General features: G+C 25.3%; 19 protein-coding genes and 1 pseudogene. 16 read left to right on the forward strand and 4 right to left on the reverse strand.

The features are described from left to right. Positions 1-73: 73 nt before the first annotated feature. The 8 genes and pseudogenes from ACZ5CK_RS00080 to ACZ5CK_RS00115 all read left to right on the forward strand — a co-directional run bounded on the left by ACZ5CK_RS00080 (position 74) and on the right by ACZ5CK_RS00115 (position 8,941). The gene (locus ACZ5CK_RS00080) at positions 74-1,603 is read left to right on the forward strand and encodes an AAA-like domain-containing protein (RefSeq protein WP_464581871.1); all 1,530 of its coding nucleotides are present in this window, start codon (positions 74-76) and stop codon (positions 1,601-1,603) included. A 49-nt stretch (positions 1,604-1,652) separates the two neighbouring features. Further along, complete coding sequence (locus ACZ5CK_RS00085) at positions 1,653-3,185, forward strand: ATP-binding protein (RefSeq protein ID WP_464581872.1); 1,533 nt, start codon at positions 1,653-1,655, stop codon at positions 3,183-3,185. A gap of 692 nt (positions 3,186-3,877) precedes the next feature. Further along, positions 3,878-4,075, forward strand: coding sequence for a hypothetical protein (locus tag ACZ5CK_RS00090; RefSeq protein ID WP_464581873.1), 198 nt, complete (start codon positions 3,878-3,880; stop codon positions 4,073-4,075). Positions 4,076-4,698: 623 nt separating this feature from the next. After that, positions 4,699-4,833, forward strand: a complete 135-nt coding sequence (locus ACZ5CK_RS00095) for a hypothetical protein (RefSeq protein WP_464581874.1) — start codon at positions 4,699-4,701, stop codon at positions 4,831-4,833. 83 nt (positions 4,834-4,916) lie between these two features. Beyond that, positions 4,917-5,045 carry a hypothetical protein gene (locus tag ACZ5CK_RS00100; protein ID WP_464581875.1) on the forward strand — a complete coding sequence of 43 codons (129 nt, stop codon included), beginning with the start codon at positions 4,917-4,919 and terminating at the stop codon, positions 5,043-5,045. 458 nt (positions 5,046-5,503) lie between these two features. Beyond that, positions 5,504-5,701 (forward strand): hypothetical protein, encoded by a 198-nt coding sequence (locus ACZ5CK_RS00105; RefSeq protein ID WP_464581876.1) that lies wholly within the window; start codon positions 5,504-5,506, stop codon positions 5,699-5,701. 103 nt (positions 5,702-5,804) lie between these two features. Further along, positions 5,805-8,345, forward strand: a pseudogene (locus ACZ5CK_RS00110) (TrlF family AAA-like ATPase); the annotation flags it as partial. Between the two features lie 422 nt (positions 8,346-8,767). Further along, positions 8,768-8,941 (forward strand): hypothetical protein, encoded by a 174-nt coding sequence (locus ACZ5CK_RS00115; protein ID WP_464581877.1) that lies wholly within the window; start codon positions 8,768-8,770, stop codon positions 8,939-8,941. A 230-nt stretch (positions 8,942-9,171) separates the two neighbouring features. Here the strand turns inward: ACZ5CK_RS00115 and ACZ5CK_RS00120 are convergent, their stop codons facing one another. Then, complete coding sequence (locus ACZ5CK_RS00120) at positions 9,172-9,384, reverse strand: DUF2922 domain-containing protein (protein WP_464581878.1); 213 nt, start codon at positions 9,382-9,384, stop codon at positions 9,172-9,174. 162 nt (positions 9,385-9,546) lie between these two features. Here ACZ5CK_RS00120 and ACZ5CK_RS00125 point away from each other — a divergent pair, with 162 nt between their 5' ends. Further along, positions 9,547-11,070 (forward strand): AAA-like domain-containing protein, encoded by a 1,524-nt coding sequence (locus tag ACZ5CK_RS00125; protein WP_464581879.1) that lies wholly within the window; start codon positions 9,547-9,549, stop codon positions 11,068-11,070. Between the two features lie 319 nt (positions 11,071-11,389). Here the strand turns inward: ACZ5CK_RS00125 and ACZ5CK_RS00130 are convergent, their stop codons facing one another. Then, positions 11,390-11,605: a DUF1659 domain-containing protein gene (locus ACZ5CK_RS00130; RefSeq protein WP_464581880.1), complete on the reverse strand. Its 216-nt coding sequence runs from the start codon at positions 11,603-11,605 to the stop codon at positions 11,390-11,392. Between the two features lie 163 nt (positions 11,606-11,768). Between ACZ5CK_RS00130 and ACZ5CK_RS00135 the strand changes: the two genes are divergently transcribed. After that, entirely contained in the window at positions 11,769-13,307 is a 1,539-nt protein-coding gene (locus ACZ5CK_RS00135) for an ATP-binding protein (RefSeq protein ID WP_464581882.1), read from the forward strand. Between the two features lie 68 nt (positions 13,308-13,375). Continuing rightward, on the forward strand, positions 13,376-15,082 hold the full coding sequence (locus tag ACZ5CK_RS00140) for an AAA family ATPase (RefSeq protein WP_464581883.1): 1,707 nt from the start codon (positions 13,376-13,378) through the stop codon (positions 15,080-15,082). A 239-nt stretch (positions 15,083-15,321) separates the two neighbouring features. Here ACZ5CK_RS00140 and ACZ5CK_RS00145 read toward each other — a convergent pair whose 3' ends face one another. Beyond that, complete coding sequence (locus tag ACZ5CK_RS00145; protein WP_464581884.1) at positions 15,322-15,534, reverse strand: DUF2922 domain-containing protein; 213 nt, start codon at positions 15,532-15,534, stop codon at positions 15,322-15,324. Between the two features lie 412 nt (positions 15,535-15,946). Beyond that, positions 15,947-16,162 (reverse strand): DUF1659 domain-containing protein, encoded by a 216-nt coding sequence (locus ACZ5CK_RS00150; RefSeq protein WP_464581885.1) that lies wholly within the window; start codon positions 16,160-16,162, stop codon positions 15,947-15,949. A 209-nt stretch (positions 16,163-16,371) separates the two neighbouring features. Between ACZ5CK_RS00150 and ACZ5CK_RS00155 the strand changes: the two genes are divergently transcribed. The 5 genes from ACZ5CK_RS00155 (at position 16,372) to ACZ5CK_RS00175 (ending at position 23,000) form a co-directional block, all read left to right on the forward strand. After that, entirely contained in the window at positions 16,372-18,036 is a 1,665-nt protein-coding gene (locus ACZ5CK_RS00155) for an AAA family ATPase (protein ID WP_464581886.1), read from the forward strand. Positions 18,037-18,191: 155 nt separating this feature from the next. Continuing rightward, a complete protein-coding gene (locus ACZ5CK_RS00160) occupies positions 18,192-19,721 on the forward strand; it encodes an AAA-like domain-containing protein (protein ID WP_464581887.1) in 1,530 nt (509 codons plus the stop codon). Between the two features lie 49 nt (positions 19,722-19,770). Beyond that, positions 19,771-21,471 carry an AAA family ATPase gene (locus tag ACZ5CK_RS00165; RefSeq protein ID WP_464581888.1) on the forward strand — a complete coding sequence of 567 codons (1,701 nt, stop codon included), beginning with the start codon at positions 19,771-19,773 and terminating at the stop codon, positions 21,469-21,471. A 38-nt stretch (positions 21,472-21,509) separates the two neighbouring features. Continuing rightward, entirely contained in the window at positions 21,510-22,352 is an 843-nt protein-coding gene (locus ACZ5CK_RS00170; RefSeq protein WP_464581889.1) for a hypothetical protein, read from the forward strand. Positions 22,353-22,496: 144 nt separating this feature from the next. Then, on the forward strand, positions 22,497-23,000 hold the full coding sequence (locus ACZ5CK_RS00175) for a deoxycytidylate deaminase (RefSeq protein ID WP_464582994.1): 504 nt from the start codon (positions 22,497-22,499) through the stop codon (positions 22,998-23,000). Positions 23,001-23,011 lie beyond the last annotated feature (11 nt).

Consider the following 23,011-nt stretch of genomic DNA (forward strand, 5'->3'; position numbering starts at 1 on the left):
TGGAAATAGTTGATGAATTGTTGGCAAATATCGTTACTGAAATGTGATATAATTCAATTGTGGAGGTGAAAAGATGAGACGATTCTGTACAAGTGGACCTGTTGATAAGAAAACATGTTATTATGTAGAAAGGCCAGAATTAATGAAAGAAGCAATTGATTATATAGAAAATTGGAGATACTTTACAGTATCAGCACCAAGACAAACAGGAAAGACAACATTTTTAAATGAAATAGTGGAAAAAATAAAAGATAAACATTTACCTATATTCATATCTTTTGAGAGTTATATGAATAAAGATGAAAAAGATTTTCTTGAGACATTAGTAGAAGATATTAATAGATCATATAAAAAGATATATAAAGAAGAAAAATTAATTGAAAAAACACCAAAAAATATTGATGATATAAGAAATACAATAGAAAAATTGTATACAACAAAAAATAAAGAAATAGTGTTAATGATAGATGAATTTGAAAGGCTTGATGATGAAAGATTAATGAATCAATTTTTACATGTAATAAGAACAATATATCACAGCAGAGAAATATATGGATTAAGAAGTGTAATACTAATAAGCGTAGGATATTTAAGTGGAATATTAGAAGATAATGCAAGTCCATTTAATATAGCAGAACATATGGAAGTGCCATATTTTACAAAAGAACAGGTATATGACTTATTAAACCAACATGAAAAAGAAACAGGGCAGATATTTGAAGAGGAAGTAAAAGAACTCATCTGGCATAATGCAGGAGGACAACCTGGATTAACTAATGCATTAGCATATGATTTAGTAGCGAAAAAAGCTAAGAGTGAAAAGATAATAACGAAAGAATATTTTGAAAAAACATTAAATGATTTTATGTATGTATATATAGATAAAAACATAGCAAATATAATAAACAAAGCAAAAAAAGAAAAAGAATTGGTAATGAAAATATTATTTGAACCAGGAAGCGTTGAATTTAATATATATGATGAAAGGATAAACTACTTATATTTAAACGGAGTAATAGATAATTGTGAAGGGAAATGTTGTGTAAGAGTGCCGTTATACTACAAAGCATTATATGACAGATTTAAACCACAAATAAATGGTGAGAAAAAATATATGGCAACGTTAAAAGATACAGTAAGGGAATATATAAAAGAAGATGGAAACTTAGATTTAAATAAATTAATAAGAAGATATATAAAATATATAAAACAAAGAGGAGCAATAATGTTTAAAGGAAGGAATTACTATGAAGGAGTATATCAATATAATTTAGACCAATTTCTAAGCTTATATGTAGAAGCAGCAGAAGGAAAAGTATATCCAGAAACACAGGTTGGTGGAGGAAGAACAGATTTATTAATAAATTTAAATAATGGAGAATATTTAATAGAAGTAAAGGCAGATATAACAGGAAATGAATATGAAAAAGCGAAAAAACAATTAATAGAATACATAAAAAGGAAAGATTTAAATGAAGGATGGTTAATAGTATATTTAAGTTCAATAGATGATTTTGAATATATAACAGAAGAAAAAGATGGAATAAAAATTCATATATGGTTGATAAGAACAAATTTTGAAGCACCATCGAAAATTATGTGAATTATTATGTAGATAAAAAATAAAGATAGCAAAATCAGAGGTGGAAACGATGAAAAAATTGCCAATAGGAATACAGGATTATAAGGAAATAATAGAAGGAAATTATATATATGTAGATAAAACAAAATATATATTTGATTTAATAGATAATGGGAAATATTATTTTTTATCTCGCCCAAGAAGATTTGGAAAGAGTTTAACTATATCGACATTATATTACATATTCAAAGGTGAAAAAGAATTATTTAAAGGAACATATATATATGACAAATGGGAATTTAAAAAATATCCAATAATAAGAATAAATTTATTAGATGCAATAAGTGATAGTGAAAAAGAATTAAAAGAAGGGTTATTAAAAATAATACAAGAAGAAGGAAGAAAATATAATATAGAAATAGAATCAGAACATTACAAATATGCATTTGATGAATTAATAATAAAATTATCTCAAAAAGGAAAAGTAGTAATATTGGTAGATGAATATGAAAAACCGATATTAGATAATATAAATAACAAAGAAAAAGCAGAAAGGTATAGAGAAATATTAAGGAACTTCTATGTAACAATCAAATCAAGGGATGAATACATAAAATTCGTCTTTATCACAGGGATAACGAAATTCACCAAAACAGGAGTATTCTCTGCATTAAACAATCTAAATGATATATCATTAGACAATGATTATTCACAAATGTTGGGATACACACAAGAAGAACTAGAAAATTATTTTGCCGAATACATAAAAGAAACAGCAAAAAAATTAGAAATAACAGAAAAAGAACTATTACAAGAAATGAAAAAATATTATAATGGATTCTCATTTGATGGAGAACACTTTGTATATAATCCATTTTCAATATTAAAATTCTTCCAAAAAAAAGAATTTCAAAATTACTGGTTTGAAAGTGGATCCCCATCATTTATATACGAATATATAAAAGGAAAAAAAGTAACCTATGAAGAATTAACGAAATATCCAGTAAGTGCAATGGATTTTTCAACAAGAGAAATAGAAGATGCAAAAGCAAACATATTCTTTGCACAAGCAGGATATTTAACATTTAAAGGAATAAAAAGATATGGACTAAGAAAAAAATACATATTAGACTATCCAAACATAGAAGTGAAAAATAGTTTTTCAGAATTAATATTAGAAGCGAATTATGGATTAGAAGAAATAGAAGAAATAGAAAATAAAATATATGAAAAAATAGAAGCAAATAAAATAGAAGAAATAATAGAAGAAATAAAAAGGATAATAAGTGCAATACCGTATAACTTACATCAAAAAAGGGAAAGTTATTATCACTCATTAATATATACAATATTAGCCTCAGCAGGATTAAACGTAACGGTAGAAGAATTAACAAATCTCGGAAGAAGCGACTTAGTATTAGAACATAATGATAAAATATATATATTTGAAATAAAATTAGATAAAAGCGCAAAAGAAGCGATAAATCAAATAAAAGAAAAGAAATATTATGAAAAGTATAGTGGAAAAGAAATATATATAATAGGAATAAATATCAACTCAGAAAAAAGAAATATTGAGGATTATATGATTGAAAAAATATAAATACTTTAACTATAATTTGAACCGGGCAAAAGCTCGGTTTTGGTTTAGTATAAAACATTATTTTGCATGGGAATAATTGATGAATTATTGGCAAATGAAGTCACTAAATGGTAATGTGGTGGATTTTTAAGAGTGGAAATTAGTATATCGGCCGATATATTAATTTCAATTTATGATAATGTAACATTTTAAAATCAAAAAAAGAAATTTAAGCTTATTAATGGTAAAATAAATATGTGTTTTTTATAATTTTTTGAAGAAATTATAGAATATATATTTATCAAATAACAAAAATACTAAAATTTTTTATTTAATCAATAAATGTATAGTTAAAGAAGCTGCTTTTGAAAAATTATTTAATTTATATAATAAAAAAATTAAAAACAAATATAGATGATAATCATAAATTATTTTATGTTATTTATGTTTAGGGCAAAAAGGAATATAGATATTAGATATATATTTTTTAACTGATAAATAGATAAAGAATGTAAAAAATATGGAGAAGAGAATTTTATTGAAATAAATTACTAAATGTGTTAACCTGAAATTAGAAGAATTATTTAGTAGCTTTTAAATTATAAAATAGTTAATAAAGAAGATAATATATGTGAATAAGTTGGAAAAATAGGATTTTTGGAAACAAAAATTCAATATAAATTAATTAAAAATAGTTGTAAAGGAGTGATATAATGGCTATTTTTGGCTATCAATTTGTAATATTTTTTAGTATTTTGTTAATAGGTAGTATAAACAAAAAAGCGAGAATTGCTGTTACAGCTTTTTGGATTATATGGACCATAATAATGGTATATATGCCATGGTTAGCTGCTCTTCAAATAGGAACTATTTTATTTGCATTATATATATTGCAAAATTTTAAGAAATGACCTTTTTAAATTACTAGTTAAAAGTATTTGGAGTTGGAAATAGATGAGAGTGTAAATGGTAAAATAAAGAGTAACAAAAAGATGAAAAAACAAGAATAAAAGAGAAAGAGATGCCAAAAATGAAGAAGATGAAAAAACACTTGGAAATAATAAATAGGAATGAAACCAAAAACAAGAAACAAACCGAGTAAGTTGGATAAACATTTAAAAAAATACATAGTGTTTTCAAGTAGGGAAAGTGTAAAAAAGCAGTGTGTAAAAGATTAAAAGATGAGTATATAGGAAAATAATTTAATTATATATATTTTTTGTGTCGGCTTTTATAGAAACTATTTATATTTTTATAAACTATAGAGGGTAAAATGGAAATAAAAAAACATCTTTTTCCTAAAAATGGGCCAGAAATTGAACCAATAAAAAAGCATTTGGGCTGGCACTCACACTTTGCAAGAAAAATGATAAGGATATAATTTCATATGTTCTACGATGAATAATATTGAAGGGACTACTATAGAAGAAGTACTTGGGCAAGGCGTCATTAAAAAACTTAAAAAAAATAAATCGGTAGGATTAAGTAAAAATTATAAAATAGTTCTTAAAACTCAATGTACTTTCAGTGATAAATGGATTCTGATATTATTTTGGGAGTTTATGTTAATGAAAAGATGTTAGAAAAGCTTGATGATTGTAAATATGCAACAGCTATTATAGTTGTACCCTGGACTATGGAAGAAGTAAATTGGTGGATTAAAACATGAAATCCTGTAATTTATGGAGAAAGAAACCATCGAAGAAATGTAAAAAAATTAATTGATAATCCAATGGTTGAAGAGGTATTAAGATGTTAACAAATCAAATAAATTTATCAACAGGACTATCACATCCAAGTGATGAATGTAGTGCAAAAGAGCTTTTTACACTATTATATAAGAGAGGAGAATTGTTTAATCCCGAATCAATAAAAATATGACCTTTAAGAAATGGCTGAACGTCTGATGGTGCAAATCAACAAAAAAATTGCAGAGAATATATTAAAAAAGCAAAAGTTTGTACAATTAAGAATTCGCATTTGAATTCAAATATTATTAAAATTTTACGTGATAGCATACAGAAAAGATGAATAAAGCTTTTAAAACTAGTTATATAATTTTTTATCAAAGATTAGTCTAATAAAATTATTTAAATAGAAACAAGAGAGATGGATTTAAGGTTATTAAAAAGATGATTAATAATTATTAATATAAATTTTTTATTTTATATTTGTGATAAAATTAAAATATAGAAATAATTTAAAAGAATTATAATATAATATAACATAAAAAATAAATATAAACAATACAAATTATTTTTATTTTAAAATAATGAAAAATTTTATTAATAGTTATATTAGAACCAGCCTTTAGTAAATTATTGAAAGGAGAGAGATTAATGCCTAAAAGTGATTGGGATTATTTTAACTGTAGTGAAAAATATGAAATAGAATATGTATCGAATTTATATCCAGGAAATGAAAAAAAAGTTAAGGATTTTTTAATAAAAAATTGTAATAATGGAACTATAAAGAATTTCACTCATTCTCAAGTTTATGATTTGATTGAGAAGAAACTTGGATTAAAAAGAAAATAATATTATGAAATTCTGTAAGGCTGGTTCTTTTTTGTAATCGATTAGAAGGTATGTTAATATTATTTTAAAATAAAAATATTTTTAAAAGGGGGGATGGGATTTTATGATTCAAGATTTTCCAAGAGGTTCTGAATGGAGAAAGTGGGATTTGCATTTTCATACTCCAAGTTCATATGATTATAAAGATAAATCTGTTACCAATATGCAAATAATAGAGACTTTAAAAGAAAACAATATTTCTGTTGTTGCAATAACAGATCATCATACTATAGATATTGAAAGAATTTTAGAATTGCAAAGATTAGCTAGAGATGAAATAACAATATTACCAGGTATTGAATTTTGTTCTGAAAGTAGAGGTAAAGATCCCATTCATTTTATAGGAATTTTTCATACTGAATGTGATTTGGAATATATTTCAAATGAAATAATGTCAAAAACTAATATAAATAAACAGAGAAAAGAAGGAAGAAAGGAAAGTGAAATTTATTGTAAATTGGAAGAAACTTGTAATTTAATAAAAGAACTGGGTGGTGTGGTTTCTATACATGCTGGCAAAAAAAGCAATTCAATAGAAGTAATAACTAATTCTCTTCCGGTCAATATGGCTCAAAAACGGGATATTGTCAAAGTAATAGATATTTTTGAATTAGGGAAGAAAAGTGATTTAGAAGATTATAAAAATATTGTATTTAAAAGTTTAAATAAAAATTATCCAATGATTATTTGTTCAGATAATCACGATATAAAAAATTATCATTTAAAAGAAAATTGTTGGATAAAAGCGGATCCAACTTTTGAGGGATTAAAACAGATTATTTATGAACCTGAAGAAAGGATTAGAATTCAGAAAAATAATCCCGAATTTGATTTTGACAAACCTGTATTTTCAAAGATAATAGTTAAATCACCTATAGAAATTTTTAAAGATGAAAAAGTTGAATTTGAGAAAATGAAATTACCATTAAATAAAAATTTAGTGACTCTAATTGGCGGAAGAGGGAGTGGAAAAAGTTTGTTTTTAAACTATATAGCTAATACATTCAATAAAGAAATAATATCTTATAAAAATAAATCTACCGAATTTAATAACTCTAAAGACTTTATAGTTAGTTGGCAGAAAAATAATGTTCCAAAACCAGATATGATAGATTTTAATTCTTGGGAGAAAAAAACATTAGATTTTATTTTTATTGAACAGGGAAAATTGAAAAATATTTCTAATTACAAAGAGTTGAGCAAAGAAATAAATAAAATGTTAAAAATAGAAGATTTGCAATTTAATGTTCATTTAGACAATGAAATAGCTGATTTATTAAAAGAAATAAAATCACTAAAAGAGTGGTTTGAATATGAAAATGAAAAAGGTGAAAAAATAAATGATAGAATGTTTAACGAAAGTAAAATGAATAAGGCGAAGGAGTTGCTTGAAACTATAACAACTAAGGAAAATAAAGAAAAATTAGAAAAATATACCTTTAATATTAAAAGTATTAATAACGGTGAAAACATTTTATTGGAATTAGATTCTTTAAAAAAGAATTTAGAGGAATATCAGAAAAGTACAAATGAGATTATAGGAAATTTGAATTTTAAAATAATAAATGAGGGAATAAAAATCATAAATATCCCGGATATTGAATTTGAAGAACAATTTGATATAATAAACAAAATTAAAAATAGGTTAGATAACCAAATAAAAGTTAAGAAAAAAGAAAATGATGCAATAAAAAAAGAATTTGAAAACCAAGGCTATGTTGGAGATTTAAAAACACTTTTAAATAATGCAGAAAAGTATCAAAGGGAATTTCAATATGCAGAAGAAAAATTAAAAGAAATTGAAGAAAAGGAAAAACAATTAAGTAAAAAAATAGAAGAAAGAAGGCATATAGGCGGTAAATTGAAAGAAGAATACTGTGGCCAGGTAGAAAAAATTAATACGGCATGGAAAAATATTTTAAATTATTTTTCTGGTGAACAACAAAAAATTATGGAAAAGATTTTGTCTGAAAGAAATATTTCTGTAAATGGGAAATTATATTTTGATAAGAATAAATTTAGTGAAAAATTGAATAAATATATAGATAAACGAATTTATAAAAATCCCTTGATAGATCTTGGTATTTTAAACTTAGATAAATATTGGGATTTTATAGAAAATAAATTAGGAAATTTTATTGAAGGAGAAGAAGCAAAAGCTACAAAACATAATTTAGAAGATTTGTTTTTTGATATAAAGGAAAGACGCGAATATCTTTATGTAATATCTGAAATTAGATATATGAATAAAACACTTGAGCAATTATCGATCGGACAGAGAGGTACTTTATATCTCTTGCTCCAATTGGCAACAAATGCTTTTTCATCTCCTTTGATATTTGATCAACCTGAGGATGATTTAGATAATGAATTTATAACAAATGAACTTGTTGAGTTATTGAAAGAATTAAAAAGGTATAGACAGTTAATAATTGCTACGCATAATGCAAATCTAGTAGTAACAGCGGATGCTGAACAAATAATTATTGCTAAAAATGATAAAGAAAAATTATCTTACATGTCAGGCTCTCTTGAAAATCCAGAAATTATAGAAGAAGTTTGCAAAATCTTAGAAGGAGGTAAGGAAGCATTTGAAAAAAGAAAAAATAGGTATCATTTTATTTAATAGTAAACACTAAAATATTACATAAACAAATATCTTTCTTCTATGTGAATTGGGTATAGTTAATTATATGGAATTAACTATAAATACTGATGGGTAGTTTAATATTTGTAGATAGTAAATAAATTGTTTGCCTAAAAGGTAGCATACGAAATTTTATGTAAATACCTTTTCTTAGCTGGTAATGAATAAATAAAAATTATTATTATTTTTTGTATTATTATATGAAAAGAGAACTTAGTATACTATTTATATTTTGAAATTTCTATCAATATTTCATAGAGTTTGTGTAATTTGAACAAATAAATTAATATTAAGTCATAATTATTGCAATAAATATAGTTGAAAATAAAATGTATTTGTTATATAATAAAAAATAATAGGAAAGAAGCGAGATGATTATAATGGCAACATCATCTTTTAATAAAAACTTTACTTTAAAAAGTAAAAAAGAAGTAGAAAGTTTTATTAAAATAATACAGACACCTTCTAACCCAATAAAAATAGATAAAAAATTAGTATCACCAGAAAGGGAGAAAGAAGGTGTTGAAAAATTAAGAAAAACATTATCTCGTTAAAAAACCTTTATAGATAATATGGATTTGAAATGATAGATAAAGAATATAAAAAAGATGAATTGCGCTAATTTATAAAACTTTTAAATGAATATGATTTAATAAGTGAATCCGAGACGTTTTAAAATGCTATATTAAATAATGAAAAAACATCAAAAACTAATATGTAGATATTAAAAGATAAAAATAAAAATGAATGTTTGAAATAAACCGGGCTTGAGCCCGGTTTTGATTTAGTTGATTAAATCAAAGAGTTCGTTTGATGTAGTATCAACAATAGTGGCATTATCTTTTTCATATCCTGTTGGAACAATTACACCAACGAAAGAATCCATTGCGTTTTGTACTTCAGTGTCTGTTAGGTCTGGTCTTGGATCATTTAAATATATTGTTTTTCTTTTGCCATCTACTGTGTTTACAAAGGACATTCTTAATTTTTTTGCCATAGTCTCACCTCCGTGAAAAATTTGATTTGGATAAAAAATTTCATTTTTTATCAGCGCTGACAATTGTAGTATAAAATATTATTTTTGCACGGGAATAGTTGATGAATTATTGGCAAATATCGTTACTGAAATATGATATAATTCAATTGTGGAGGTGAAAATATGAGAAGATTCTGTACAAGCGGACCTGTTGATAAAAGAACGTGTTATTATGTAGAAAGACCAGATATAATGGAAGAAGCACTTGATAAAATAGAAACATGGAGATATTTTACAGTATCAGCACCAAGACAAACAGGAAAAACAACATTTTTGAATGATATAGTTGAAAAAACAAAAGATAAATATTTGCCTATGTTCATATCTTTTGAAAGCTATGGGAATAAAGATGAAAAAGATTTTCTTGAAACATTAGTTGCTGATATAATTGATGATATTAACTATAGGTATAATAAAAAAATTGAGTTAAAAATTCCAAAGAGTATAGATAAAATAAGGATATTATTAAAAGAAATATATAGTGAAATGGGAAAAGAAATAATATTGATGATAGATGAATTTGAGAAATTAGAAGAAAATTTGATTAATCAATTTTTACATGTAATAAGAAGTGTGTATCATAAAAAGGAAATATACAAACTCAGAAGTGCAATATTAATAAGTGTAAGCTATTTAAGTGGTGTATTAGAAGATAATGCAAGTCCATTTAACATAGCAGAACATATAGAAGTTCCATATTTTACAAAAGAACAGGTATATGATTTATTAAGCCAACATGAAAAAGAAACGGGGCAAACATTTGATGATAAAGTAAAAGAGCTAATTTGGGAAAACGCAGCAGGACAACCAGGGTTAACCAATGCACTGGCAAATGATTTAGTAGAAAAAAAAGCAAAAAATAAAAAGCTAATAACAGAAGAGCATTTTGAAAAAACATTATATGATTTTCTGAGGAAATATATAAATAAAAACATAGAAAATGTAATATCAAAAGCAAAAAGTGAAAAAGAATTAATAATGCAAATATTATTTGAACCGGATAAAATAGAATTTGATATAAGTGATGAAAGAATAAAATATTTATATTTAAACGGAGTAATAGATGAATGTAATGGATATTGCTGTGTGAAGGTGCCGTTATATTATAAAAAATTATACAATCATTTTAAACCACAAATAAATGGTGAGAAAAAATATATGGCAACATTAAAAGATACAGTAAGAGAATATATAAAAGAAGATGGAAGCTTAGATTTAAATAAATTATTGAAAAGGTATGTGAAATATATAAAATCAAGAGGAGCGACAATGTTTAAAGGAAGGAATTATTATGAAGGAGTATATCAATACAATTTAGACCAATTTCTGAGTTTATATGTAGAAGCAGCAGAAGGAAAAGTATATCCAGAAACACAGGTTGGTGGAGGAAGGATAGATTTATTAATAAACTTTAATAGCAAAGAATATTTAATAGAAGTAAAGGCAGATATAACAGGAAATGAATATGAAAAAGCAAAAAAACAATTATTGGAATATATAAAGAGAAGTGGATTAAAAGAGGGATGGTTGGTAGTATATTCAGATAGTGTAAAAGATTTCAAACATGAAATAGAAGAAAAAGATGGAGTAAAACTTAATATATGGTTTATAAAAACGAACTTTGAAGCACCATCGAAAATTATGTGAATTATTATATAATAAAAAAATGAAAATAATGAAACCGGGTGAGCCGGTAACATGTAAAATTTTGTGTAAATGCCTCTTTTTGGATGGTAATAAATTGATTAAATTGGATTATTATTCTTAAATCATTTTCATATGAATTATCGTCTATATTGTAATATGCTTTAGTAGTGATTTTTAGAAGTTTTTGATGTGGATTTTTGGAAATAAACACTCTTTTGTGATTTTGATTAAATAGAAATAATTTTATGATAGTTATAGGAACCGGGCATTAGCCCGGTTTTTGTTATTGAATTAAATCAAAGAGTTTGTTTGATTTGGGTTAGGCTTGTAGTTCGTAGTTTTCAATTTTTTCAATTTCGATTAATGATTTTTCACATAATGAAGCAAAGTTATTTGCTGCAGTGTATACTTGATCATCAGTTGCACCAGCGATGATGCTAAATGATTTTCTTTTTACAATTTGTTTTCCATTTCCATCTAAACCATAATCAAAAGAAATTCTTAATTTGTCACCCAAATTAACTTTAGTTGCCATAGTCTCACCTCCGTGAAAAATTTGATTTGGATAAAAAATTTCATTATTTATCAGCGCTGACGATTGTAGTATAAAATATTATTTTTGCATGGAAATAGTTGATGAATTATTGATAAATATCGTTACTGAATTGTGATATAATTCAGTTATGGAGGTGGAACTGATGAAAAAATTACCGATAGGAATACAGGATTATAAGGAAATAATAGAAGGAAATTATATATATGTAGATAAAACAAAATATATATTTGATTTAATAGATAATGAGAAATATTATTTTTTATCTCGCCCAAGAAGATTTGGAAAAAGTTTAACCATCTCGACATTATATTACATATTCAAAGGTGAAAAAGAATTATTTAAAGGAACATATATATATGACAAATGGGAATTTAAAAAATATCCAATAATAAGAATAAATTTATTAGATGCAATAAGTGATAGTGAAAAAGAATTAAAAGAAGGGTTATTAAAAATAATACAAGAAGAAGGAAGAAAATATAATATAGAAATAGAATCAGAACATTACAAATATGCATTTGATGAATTAATAATAAAATTATCTCAAAAAGGAAAAGTAGTAATATTGGTAGATGAATATGAAAAACCAATATTAGATAATATAAATAACAAAGAAAAAGCAGAAAGGTATAGAGAAATATTAAGGAACTTCTATGTAACCATAAAATCAAGGGATGAATACATAAAATTCGTCTTTATCACAGGGATAACAGAATACACACTAAAAAGTGTGTATTCGGGTTTAAATAATTTAATGAAAATTTCTTTTGATAAAAATTATTCAAATTTTTTGGGTTTTACCCAAAAAGAACTAGAAAATTACTTTAAAGAATATATAAAAGAAACAGCAGAAAAATTAGAAATAACAGAAAAAGAACTATTACAAGAAATGAAAAAATATTATAATGGATTCTCATTTGATGGAGAACACTTTGTATATAATCCATTTTCAATATTAAAATTCTTCCAAAAAAAGAAATTTCAAAATTACTGGTTTGAAAGTGGATCACCATCATTTATATATGAATATGTAAAAGGAAGAAAAATAGAATACGAAGATTTAGTAAAATACACAGTAAATTCATTAGACTTTACAACAAGAGAAATAGAAGATGCGAATGCGAATATATTCTTTGCACAAGCAGGATATTTAACCTTTAAAGGAAAAGAAAAATATGGACTTGAAGAAGAGTATATATTAGATTATCCGAACCTTGAAGTAAAAAATAGTTTCTCAAAATTAATATTAGAAGCAAATTATAATTTAGAAAATGATAAGATAAAGGAATTAAATAAAACGATATGGAAATTATTATCAAAAAATAAAATAGAAGAAATAATAGAAGAAATAAAAAGGATAATAAGTGCAATACCGTATAACTTACATCAAAAAAGAGAAAGTTATTATCATTCATTAATATATACAATATTAGCATCAGCAGGATTAAACGTAACAGCAGAAGAACTAACAAATCTTGGAAGAAGTGACTTAGTATTAGAACATAATAATAAAATATATATATTTGAAATAAAATTAGATAAAAGCGCAAAAGAAGCAATAGAACAAATAAAAGAAAAGAAATATTATGAAAAGTATAGTGGAAAAGAAATATATATAATAGGAATAAATATCAACTCAGAAAAAAGAAATATTGATGAATATATAATTGAAAAAATATAAATACTTTAGAGTGATTTGAACATATTATAGTGTTTTGAGCGGAATTGATAGTTTTGGAGGTGGAAACGATGAAAAAATTTAAACGATTGCCAATAGGACGAAGTGACTTTAAAAGTATAATAGAAGATAATATGTATTATATAGATAAAAGCATGCTGATAAAAGAAATAATAGAAAGCGGAGATGTAATATTAATAACCAGACCAAGAAGGTTTGGAAAAACATTAAATATGAGTATGATGAAATATTTTTTTAGGAATGATCAAGATAATAAACATTTATTTGAAGGACTAAAGATATGGAAAGAAAAAGAGATAATAGAAAAATATTTAAATAAATATCCTGTTATATATTTGACCTTTAAAGATGCAAAAAAACAAGAATTATTATCAATGAAAATAAAGATGAAAACATTGATAAAAGAAGTATATGATGATCATAATTATCTATTAAACAGTGAAAAATTAAGTGAAATAGAGAAAAAATATATAAAACAAATACTGGAACTGGAAAAAATAGATGGAAATACAATAGATGAAAAAATCAGAAAAGAGGATGAACTATATGAGAATTCATTACGAAATTTATCAGAATATCTTTATAAACATCACGAACGAAAAGTAATATTATTAATAGATGAATATGACACGCCAATACAGCAATCATATTTAAAAGGATATTATAATGAATTTATAAATTTCATGGGAAATATATTAGGAAATGCATTAAAAGACAATGAGTATTTAGAAAAAGGAGTATTAACAGGAATAACAAGAGTAGCAAAAGAAAGTATATTTACAGGAGTAAATAATCTTGATGTATCAACAATACTAGGAAAACTATTCAATGATAAATTTGGATTAACGTGGGAAGAAGTAGAAGAAACATTAAAGTATTATGGATTAGAATATGAAAAAGAAAAAGTAATAGAATGGTATAATGGATATAATTTTGGTGGGAAAGAAATATACAATCCATATTCAATAATAAACCTGGCAAGAAATAAGGGTGAAATAAAATATTATTGGATAAACAGCAGTGGAAATGAATTAATAAAACAATTAATAAGACAAAGTACAGCAGAAGTAAAAACAAAAATAGAAGAATTAATAGAAGGAAAAACAATAGAAAGCAGTATAGATGAAAATTTAGTATATGGTGATTTAGACAAAAGTACAGAAGAAAGTATATGGACATTATTTCTATTTACAGGATACCTAACCTGGGTAGAACATGTAGGAGAAGAAGGGGAACCAAGATATAGTCTTAGAATAACAAACAAAGAAACATTACAATTCTTCAAAAAAACAGTAATGGATATAATAAAAGAAAGTAAAATACATTATGAAAGTATATTAATGGAATTAATACATGAAAATTATGAAGAATTTAAAATAGCATTTAAAAGAATAGTAGAAAGAACAATAAGTTATTTTGATGTAAGTGGAGAAGAACCAGAAAGATTTTATCATGGATTAATACTGGGAATGGTAGTGGGACTAAGTAAAAAATACATAGTAAAAAGCAATAGAGAAGCAGGATATGGAAGAGCAGATGTAATATTAATACCCAAAGAAAAAAAAGAGCCAGGAATAATATTTGAATTTAAAAAACATTACATAAAAGAAGGTAATTTAAAAAACAGTGCAGAAAAGGGAATAAAACAAATAGAAGAAAAAGGATATGAAGAAGAAATAAAGAGTTATGGAATAGAGAAAATAATAAAAGTAGCAATTGCTTTTGATAAGAAGAATGTTGAAATTATAGTGAAATAAAGGTAGCATGTAAAATTTTGTGTAAATGCCTCTTCTTGGATGGTAATAAATTAATTAAATTGGATTATAATTCTTAAATTATTTTCACATGAATTATCGTCTATATTGTAATATGCTTTAGTAGTGATTTTTAGAAGTTTTTAATGTGGATTTTTGGAACCAAACACTCTTTTGTGATTTTGATTAAATAGAAATAATTTTATGATAGTTATAGGAACCGGGCATTAGCCCGGTTTTTGTTATTGAATTAAGTCAAAGAGTTCGTTGGTTGTTGTGTCAACAATTGTTGCATTGTCTTTTTCATATCCTGCTGGGACTATTACACCAACGAAAGAATCCATTGCGTTTTGTACTTCAGTGTCTGTTAGGTCTGGTCTTGGATCATTTAAATATATTGTTTTTCTTTTGCCATCTACTGTGTTTACAAAGGACATTCTTAATTTTTTTGCCATAGTCTCACCTCCGGTGTGGAATTGGAATTTTTAATTTTAATTTTTTCATATGGTTGTTTTAATAGTCAAAACATATTTTGCTCATACGCTCAGTTGCTAATCATAAAAATTTAATCATTCTCAGTCGCCGTTCAGACAAAACATCCTATTTTGCTTCACTTAAAATCACATCCATGTGATTTTAGCGACTTTCATTCATAAATTTTTATGACAACTTTCGAGTATTCACTCAATATTGTTTTGAACTATTAAAACAAGTTAAATAATATTAATTGAAAAATATACACTTCCATTCATATAGCTTAAAACAGTTGTTTACTTAAATTATTTTGTAGAACACTTGAATTAAAAACAAAAATTAAATAAATAAGAATAATTAAATTAAATAATTATGATGTCAAAAGAGTTTGAGTTAGGCTTGGAGTTCGTAGTTTTCAATTTTTTCGATTTCGATTAATGATTTTTCACATAATGAAGCAAAGTTATTTGCTGCTGTGTATAGTTGATCATCAGTTGCACCAGCAATAATGCTGAATGATTTTCTTTTTACAATTTGCTTTCCATTACCATCTAAACCATAATCAAAAGAAATTCTAACTTTGTCACCCAAATTAACTTTAGTTGCCATAGTCTCACCTCCGTGAAAAATTTTTGATGATGTTTTTGTTTTGATTGTAAATATCTGCCGGCAGAATATTTTTTTGATAAAAAATTTCATTTTTTATCAGCGCTGACGATTGTAGTATAAAATATTATTTTTGCATGGGAATAGTTGATGAATTATTGACAAATATCGTTACTGAATTGTGATATAATTCAATTATGGAGGTGGAATCGATGAAAAATTTGAAACGATTACCAATAGGACGAAGTGACTTTAAAAGCATAATAGAAGATAACATGTATTATATAGATAAAAGCATGCTGATAAAAGAAATAATAGAAAGTGGAGATGTAATATTAATAACCAGACCAAGAAGGTTTGGAAAAACATTAAATATGAGTATGATGAAAAATTTTTTTAGAAATGATCAAGATAATAAACATTTATTTGAGGGATTGAAAATATGGGAAGAAAAAGAGATAATAGAAAAATATTTAAATAAATATCCAGTTATATATTTAACTTTTAAAGATGCTAAAGCAAATAACATAGAGTTATTAAAAAGAATAATCATGGAAGAAATAACAAAAATATACATCTTAAATGAAAAAATTATAGAAAAGCTATATAAACCCGAAAAAGAAATATATAATAAAATAATGTTTAAAAAAGCGGATGAAACTGAATATATGAATAGTTTAAAAAATCTATCAGAATATCTCTACCGATATTACAAACAAAAAGTAATATTATTAATAGACGAATATGACACGCAAATACAGCAATCATATTTAAATGGATATTATAATGAATTTATAAATTTCATGGGAAATATATTAGGAAACGCATTAAAAGACAATGAGTATTTAGAAAAAGGAGTATTAACAGGAATAACAAGAGTAGCAAAAGAAAGTATATTTACAGGAGTAAATAATCTTGATGTATCAACAATAGTAGGAAAACTATTCAATGATAAATTTGGATTAACGTGGGAAGAAGTAGAAGAAACATTAAAATATTATGGATTAGAATATGAAAAAGAAAAAGTAATAGAATGGTATAATGGATATAATTTTGGTGGGAAAGAAATATACAATCCATATTCAATAATAAACCTGGCAAGAAATAAGGGTGAAATAAAATATTATTGGATAAACAGCAGTGGAAATGAATTAATAAAACAATTAATAAGACAAAGTACAGCAGAAGTAAAAACAAAAATAGAAGAATTAATAGAAGGAAAAACAATAGAAAGCAGTATAGATGAAAATTTAGTATATGGTGATTTAGACAAAAGTACAGAAGAAAGTATATGGACATTATTTCTATTTACAGGATACCTAACCTGGGTAGAACATGTAGGAGAAGAAGGGGAACCAAGATATAGTCTTAGAATAACAAACAAAGAAACATTACAATTCTTCAAAAAAACAGTAATGGATATAATAAAAGAAAGTAAAATACATTATGAAAGTATATTAATGGAATTAATACATGAAAATTATGAAGAATTTAAAATAGCATTTAAAAGAATAGTAGAAAGAACAATAAGTTATTTTGATGTAAGTGGAGAAGAACCAGAAAGATTTTATCATGGATTAATACTGGGAATGGTAGTGGGACTAAGTAAAAAATACATAGTAAAAAGCAATAGAGAAGCAGGATATGGAAGAGCAGATGTAATATTAATACCCAAAGAAAAAAAAGAGCCAGGAATAATATTTGAATTTAAAAAACATTACATAAAAGAAGGTAATTTAAAAAACAGCGCAGAAAAAGGGATAAAACAAATAGAAGAAAAAGGATATGAAGAAGAAATAAAGAGTTATGGAATAGAGAAAATAATAAAAGTAGCAATAGCTTTTGATAAAAAGAATGTTGAGATTATAGTGAAGTGAGAGATCATAAAAAACTTTGTGTAAAAAACTTAAAACCGGGCAAAAGCCCGGTTTTAATTTAGTATAAAACATAATTTTTGCATGGAAATAGTTGATGAATTGTTGGCAAATATCGTTACTGAAATGTGATATAATTCAATTATGGAGGCGAAATGATGAGACGATTTTGTACAAGCGGACCTGTTGATAGAAAAACATGTTACTATATAGAAAGAACAAAGTTAATGAAAGAAGCGATTGATCATATAGAAAATTGGAGATACTTTACAGTATCAGCACCAAGACAAACAGGGAAGACTACATTTTTGAATGAAATAGTGAAAAAGATAAAAGATAAATATTTACCTATATTTATATCTTTTGAAAGTTATATGAATAAAGATGAAAAAGATTTTCTTGAGACATTAGTAGAAGATATTAATAGATCATATAAAAAGATATATAAAGAAGAAAAATTAATTGAAAAAACACCAAAAAATATTGATGATATAAGAAATACAATAGAAAAATTGTATACAACAAAAAATAAAGAAATAGTGTTAATGATAGATGAATTTGAAAGGCTTGATGATGAAAGATTAATGAATCAATTTTTACATGTAATAAGAACAATATATCACAGCAGAGAAATATATGGATTAAGAAGTGTAATACTAATAAGCGTAGGATATTTAAGTGGAATATTAGAAGATAATGCAAGTCCATTTAATATAGCAGAACATATGGAAGTGCCATATTTTACAAAAGAACAGGTATATGACTTATTAAACCAACATGAAAAAGAAACAGGGCAGATATTTGAAGAGGAAGTAAAAGAACTCATCTGGCATAATGCAGGAGGACAACCTGGATTAACCAATGCATTAGCATATGATTTAGTAGCGAAAAAAGCTAAGAATGAAAAGATTATAACGAAAGAATATTTTGAAAAAACTTTAAATGATTTTATGTATGTATATATAGATAAAAACATAGCTAATATAATAAACAAAGCAAAAAAAGAAAAAGAATTGGTAATGAAAATATTATTTGAACCAGGAAGCGTTGAATTTAATATATATGATGAAAGGATAAACTACTTATATTTAAACGGAGTAATAGATAATTGTGAAGGGAAATGTTGTGTAAGAGTGCCGTTATACTACAAAGCATTATATGACAGATTTAAACCACAAATAAATGGTGAGAAAAAATATATGGCAACGTTAAAAGATACAGTAAGGGAATATATAAAAGAAGATGGAAACTTAGATTTAAATAAATTAATAAGAAGATATATAAAATATATAAAACAAAGAGGAGCAATAATGTTTAAAGGAAGGAATTACTATGAAGGAGTATATCAATATAATTTAGACCAATTTCTAAGCTTATATGTAGAAGCAGCAGAAGGAAAAGTATATCCAGAAACACAGGTTGGTGGAGGAAGAACAGATTTATTAATAAATTTAAATAATGGAGAATATTTAATAGAAGTAAAGGCAGATATAACAGGAAATGAATATGAAAAAGCGAAAAAACAATTAATAGAATACATAAAAAGGAAAGATTTAAATGAAGGATGGTTAATAGTATATTTAAGTTCAATAGATGATTTTGAATATATAACAGAAGAAAAAGATGGAATAAAAATTCATATATGGTTGATAAGAACAAATTTTGAAGCACCATCGAAAATTATGTGAATTATTATGTAGATAAAAAATAAAGATAGCAAAATCAGAGGTGGAACTGATGAAAAAATTACCAATAGGACGAAGTGACTTTAAAAGCATAATAGAAGATAACATGTATTATATAGATAAAAGTATGCTGATAAAAGAGATAATAGAAAGTGGAGATGTAATATTAATAACCAGACCAAGAAGGTTTGGAAAAACATTAAATATGAGTATGATGAAATATTTTTTTAGAAATGACCAGGATAATAAACATTTATTTGAAGGACTAAAAATATGGAAAGAAAAAGAGATAATAGAAAAATATTTAAATAAATATCCTGTTATATATTTGACTTTTAAAGATGCTAAACAAGATGATTTTCTAACAATGTATTCCAAAATAAAAATGATTATAAGGGATGTTTATGATGAATTTAATTATCTACTAAATAAAAATATATTAAGTGAAATAGAGAAAAAAGATTATATGAGAGTATTAGGATTAGAGGAAATTAAAGGAAATACTATAGAAGAAAAACGGTCAAATGAAAAAACAATGTTTGAAGAAAGCATAAAAAAATTAAGTGAATATTTATACCGTTATTACAAACAAAAAGTAATATTATTAATAGACGAATATGACACACCAATACAGCAATCATATTTAAAAGGATATTATAATGAATTTATAAATTTCATGGGAAATATATTAGGAAACGCATTAAAAGACAATGAGTATTTAGAAAAAGGAGTATTAACAGGAATAACAAGAGTAGCAAAAGAAAGTGTATTTACAGGAGTAAATAATCTTGATGTATCAACAATAGTAGGAAAACTATTCAATGATAAATTTGGATTAACGTGGGAAGAAGTAGAAGAAACATTAAAATATTATGGATTAGAATATGAAAAAGAAAAAGTAATAGAATGGTATAATGGATATAATTTTGGTGGGAAAGAAATATACAATCCATATTCAATAATAAACCTGGCAAGAAATAAGGGTGAAATAAAATATTATTGGATAAACAGCAGTGGAAATGAATTAATAAAACAACTAATAAGACAAAGTACAGCAGAAGTAAAAACAAAAATAGAAGAATTAATAGAAGGAAAAACAATAGAAAGCAGTATAGATGAAAACTTAGTATATGGTGATTTAGACAAAAGTACAGAAGAAAGTATATGGACATTATTTCTATTTACAGGATACCTAACCTGGGTAGAACATGTAGGAGAAGAAGGGGAACCAAGATATAGTCTTAGAATAACAAACAAAGAAACATTACAATTCTTCAAAAAAACAGTAGTGACAATAATAAAGGAAACAAAAATAGAACTTGAAAGTATAATACAGGATATAATATTGGGAAAGTACAAAGAATTTGGAATAAAATTCAAAAAAATAGTAAAAGAAACATTGAGTTATTTTGATATAAGTGGCGAAGAACCAGAAAGGTTTTATCATGGATTAATACTGGGGATGGTAGTAGGACTAAGTAAAAAATACATAGTAAAAAGCAATAGAGAGGCAGGGTATGGAAGAGCAGATGTAATATTAATACCCAAAGAAAAAACAGAACCAGGAATAATATTTGAATTCAAAAAATATAGTATAGATTTTGATAAAGATTTAAAAGAAAGTGCAGAAAAGGGAATAAAACAAATAGAAGAAAAAGGATATGAAGAAGAAATAAAGAGTTATGGGATAGAAAGAATAATAAAAGTTGCTATTGCTTTTGATAAAAAAGATGTGGAAATTATAGTTAAATAATGATAGTAATATATGAGATGAAATTCGGAGGTGTTTTTATGAAAAAAACGATGATGGTTATTATTATAGTAGTTTTTTCTTTAGTAGCATTTGGATTTAATTTTGATATAAATGGAAATGATATTTCTATTTCTAAGAATATATGGGGGGTTGGAGAGGGTTCAAATATTGGATTATGGTTGAGTTACCCTTTAAATTTTTCTGATATTAATTTGCCAGGTATTGGAATAAATTATAATGATAAGAATGAATTTTTTACATATCAAAAGGTGTTTTTTAAGAAAATAAAATTAAAGGCAGGAGAAAGATATTTCGATTTAAATGCTGGATATGATTTTAATAAAGATTCAATTATATTAACAACAAAGGTAAAGAAGTATAAAAATGATTTAATATCAAAAAGTTTTTCATATTCATATACATCTGTGTTTAAAGGCGGTAGTGAAAAAAGGGAAATAAGTCTTGATAGATTTTTGATTCCAACTGTAGTAAAAGCTTCTATTTTTTCTGCGTCATATGATAATTCAGGTTCTGGTAATGGTATTTCAAATTATGGATTTCAATTACAAAGATACTTTACTCTGCCTTTTGTTTTAGGGATTTCAGATTTAGGATATTCACTAACTATTCCAATTGGTGTGATGGATAATAAATATATTTCTGGTTATTTTGCATATGGTGTATTATATGATGGAGAATATTCTCCAGAATTTAGCTTTCAAACACCATTTAGTGTAAATAAAAAGGATTATTATATGGGACTGCAATTGAAAATGAGTGTGGATTCTAAGGTAATGTTTTATTTAACTAAGGTAGATATAAATAATCCATTTACAATAATGATTACAAATGATGGGGGTAGTTTTTTCTTTGAATACTGAAATGAAAAAAATTTAAAATTCTTTTTCAAATGGGCTCAGGCTTAATTATAGTGGATGATAGGATTAGAATGTCTAAAAAGAGCTTGGATTTATTAAAAATGGTATTTGAAAAAATTTTAGAAGTGAGGGAAAATATACATGGATATGAAGGATAGGGTGGAAAAGTATATAACAGATTTTATGAATAAGGATTTTCCTGAAAAGGATAATTCTGAGGAATGGGATCAATATTTTATGAAAATAGCCTTTCTTGTTAGTGAAAGGTCTTCTTGTACTCATAGGAAGGTTGGAGCGGTTATTGTGAAAAATAAAAGAATATTGGCAACAGGATATAATCAACCACCATCTGGATTTCCTCATTGTGATGAAATTGGATGTATCAGGGATGATTTGAATATTAAAAGTGGTGAATATCAGGAAATATGTTATGGATTACATGCGGAACAGAATGCCCTAATGCAAGCAGCAAAATTTGGTATATCTACAGATGGTGCATCAATATATGTGACTCATCAACCGTGTTCTATTTGTGCAAGATTAATAATTAATGCAGGAATAAAGAAAGTGATATATGGTGGTAATTATCCTGATGCATTAACTAAGTTATTTTTTAAACAAACAGGTGTAGAATTTAGGATGATGAAATAAATTCGGAGGTG

The organism is Marinitoga okinawensis, from assembly GCF_055387075.1.

Excerpts from the sequence above, each read along its gene's own strand:
- ACZ5CK_RS00100 (WP_464581875.1), top strand. The coding sequence starts at position 4,917 with ATGTTAACAAATCAAATAAATTTATCAACAGGACTATCACATCCAAGT.
- ACZ5CK_RS00105 (WP_464581876.1), top strand. The coding sequence starts at position 5,504 with ATGCCTAAAAGTGATTGGGATTATTTTAACTGTAGTGAAAAATATGAA.
- ACZ5CK_RS00130 (WP_464581880.1), bottom strand. The coding sequence starts at position 11,605 with ATGGCAACTAAAGTTAATTTGGGTGACAAATTAAGAATTTCTTTTGAT.
- ACZ5CK_RS00080 (WP_464581871.1), top strand. The coding sequence starts at position 74 with ATGAGACGATTCTGTACAAGTGGACCTGTTGATAAGAAAACATGTTAT.
- ACZ5CK_RS00090 (WP_464581873.1), top strand. The coding sequence starts at position 3,878 with ATGGCTATTTTTGGCTATCAATTTGTAATATTTTTTAGTATTTTGTTA.
- ACZ5CK_RS00155 (WP_464581886.1), top strand. The coding sequence starts at position 16,372 with ATGAAAAATTTGAAACGATTACCAATAGGACGAAGTGACTTTAAAAGC.
- ACZ5CK_RS00140 (WP_464581883.1), top strand. The coding sequence starts at position 13,376 with ATGAAAAAATTTAAACGATTGCCAATAGGACGAAGTGACTTTAAAAGT.
- ACZ5CK_RS00150 (WP_464581885.1), bottom strand. The coding sequence starts at position 16,162 with ATGGCAACTAAAGTTAATTTGGGTGACAAAGTTAGAATTTCTTTTGAT.
- ACZ5CK_RS00125 (WP_464581879.1), top strand. The coding sequence starts at position 9,547 with ATGAGAAGATTCTGTACAAGCGGACCTGTTGATAAAAGAACGTGTTAT.
- ACZ5CK_RS00085 (WP_464581872.1), top strand. The coding sequence starts at position 1,653 with ATGAAAAAATTGCCAATAGGAATACAGGATTATAAGGAAATAATAGAA.
- ACZ5CK_RS00160 (WP_464581887.1), top strand. The coding sequence starts at position 18,192 with ATGAGACGATTTTGTACAAGCGGACCTGTTGATAGAAAAACATGTTAC.
- ACZ5CK_RS00145 (WP_464581884.1), bottom strand. The coding sequence starts at position 15,534 with ATGGCAAAAAAATTAAGAATGTCCTTTGTAAACACAGTAGATGGCAAA.
- ACZ5CK_RS00170 (WP_464581889.1), top strand. The coding sequence starts at position 21,510 with ATGAAAAAAACGATGATGGTTATTATTATAGTAGTTTTTTCTTTAGTA.
- ACZ5CK_RS00120 (WP_464581878.1), bottom strand. The coding sequence starts at position 9,384 with ATGGCAAAAAAATTAAGAATGTCCTTTGTAAACACAGTAGATGGCAAA.
- ACZ5CK_RS00115 (WP_464581877.1), top strand. The coding sequence starts at position 8,768 with ATGGCAACATCATCTTTTAATAAAAACTTTACTTTAAAAAGTAAAAAA.
- ACZ5CK_RS00165 (WP_464581888.1), top strand. The coding sequence starts at position 19,771 with ATGAAAAAATTACCAATAGGACGAAGTGACTTTAAAAGCATAATAGAA.
- ACZ5CK_RS00095 (WP_464581874.1), top strand. The coding sequence starts at position 4,699 with ATGGATTCTGATATTATTTTGGGAGTTTATGTTAATGAAAAGATGTTA.
- ACZ5CK_RS00175 (WP_464582994.1), top strand. The coding sequence starts at position 22,497 with ATGAAGGATAGGGTGGAAAAGTATATAACAGATTTTATGAATAAGGAT.
- ACZ5CK_RS00135 (WP_464581882.1), top strand. The coding sequence starts at position 11,769 with ATGAAAAAATTACCGATAGGAATACAGGATTATAAGGAAATAATAGAA.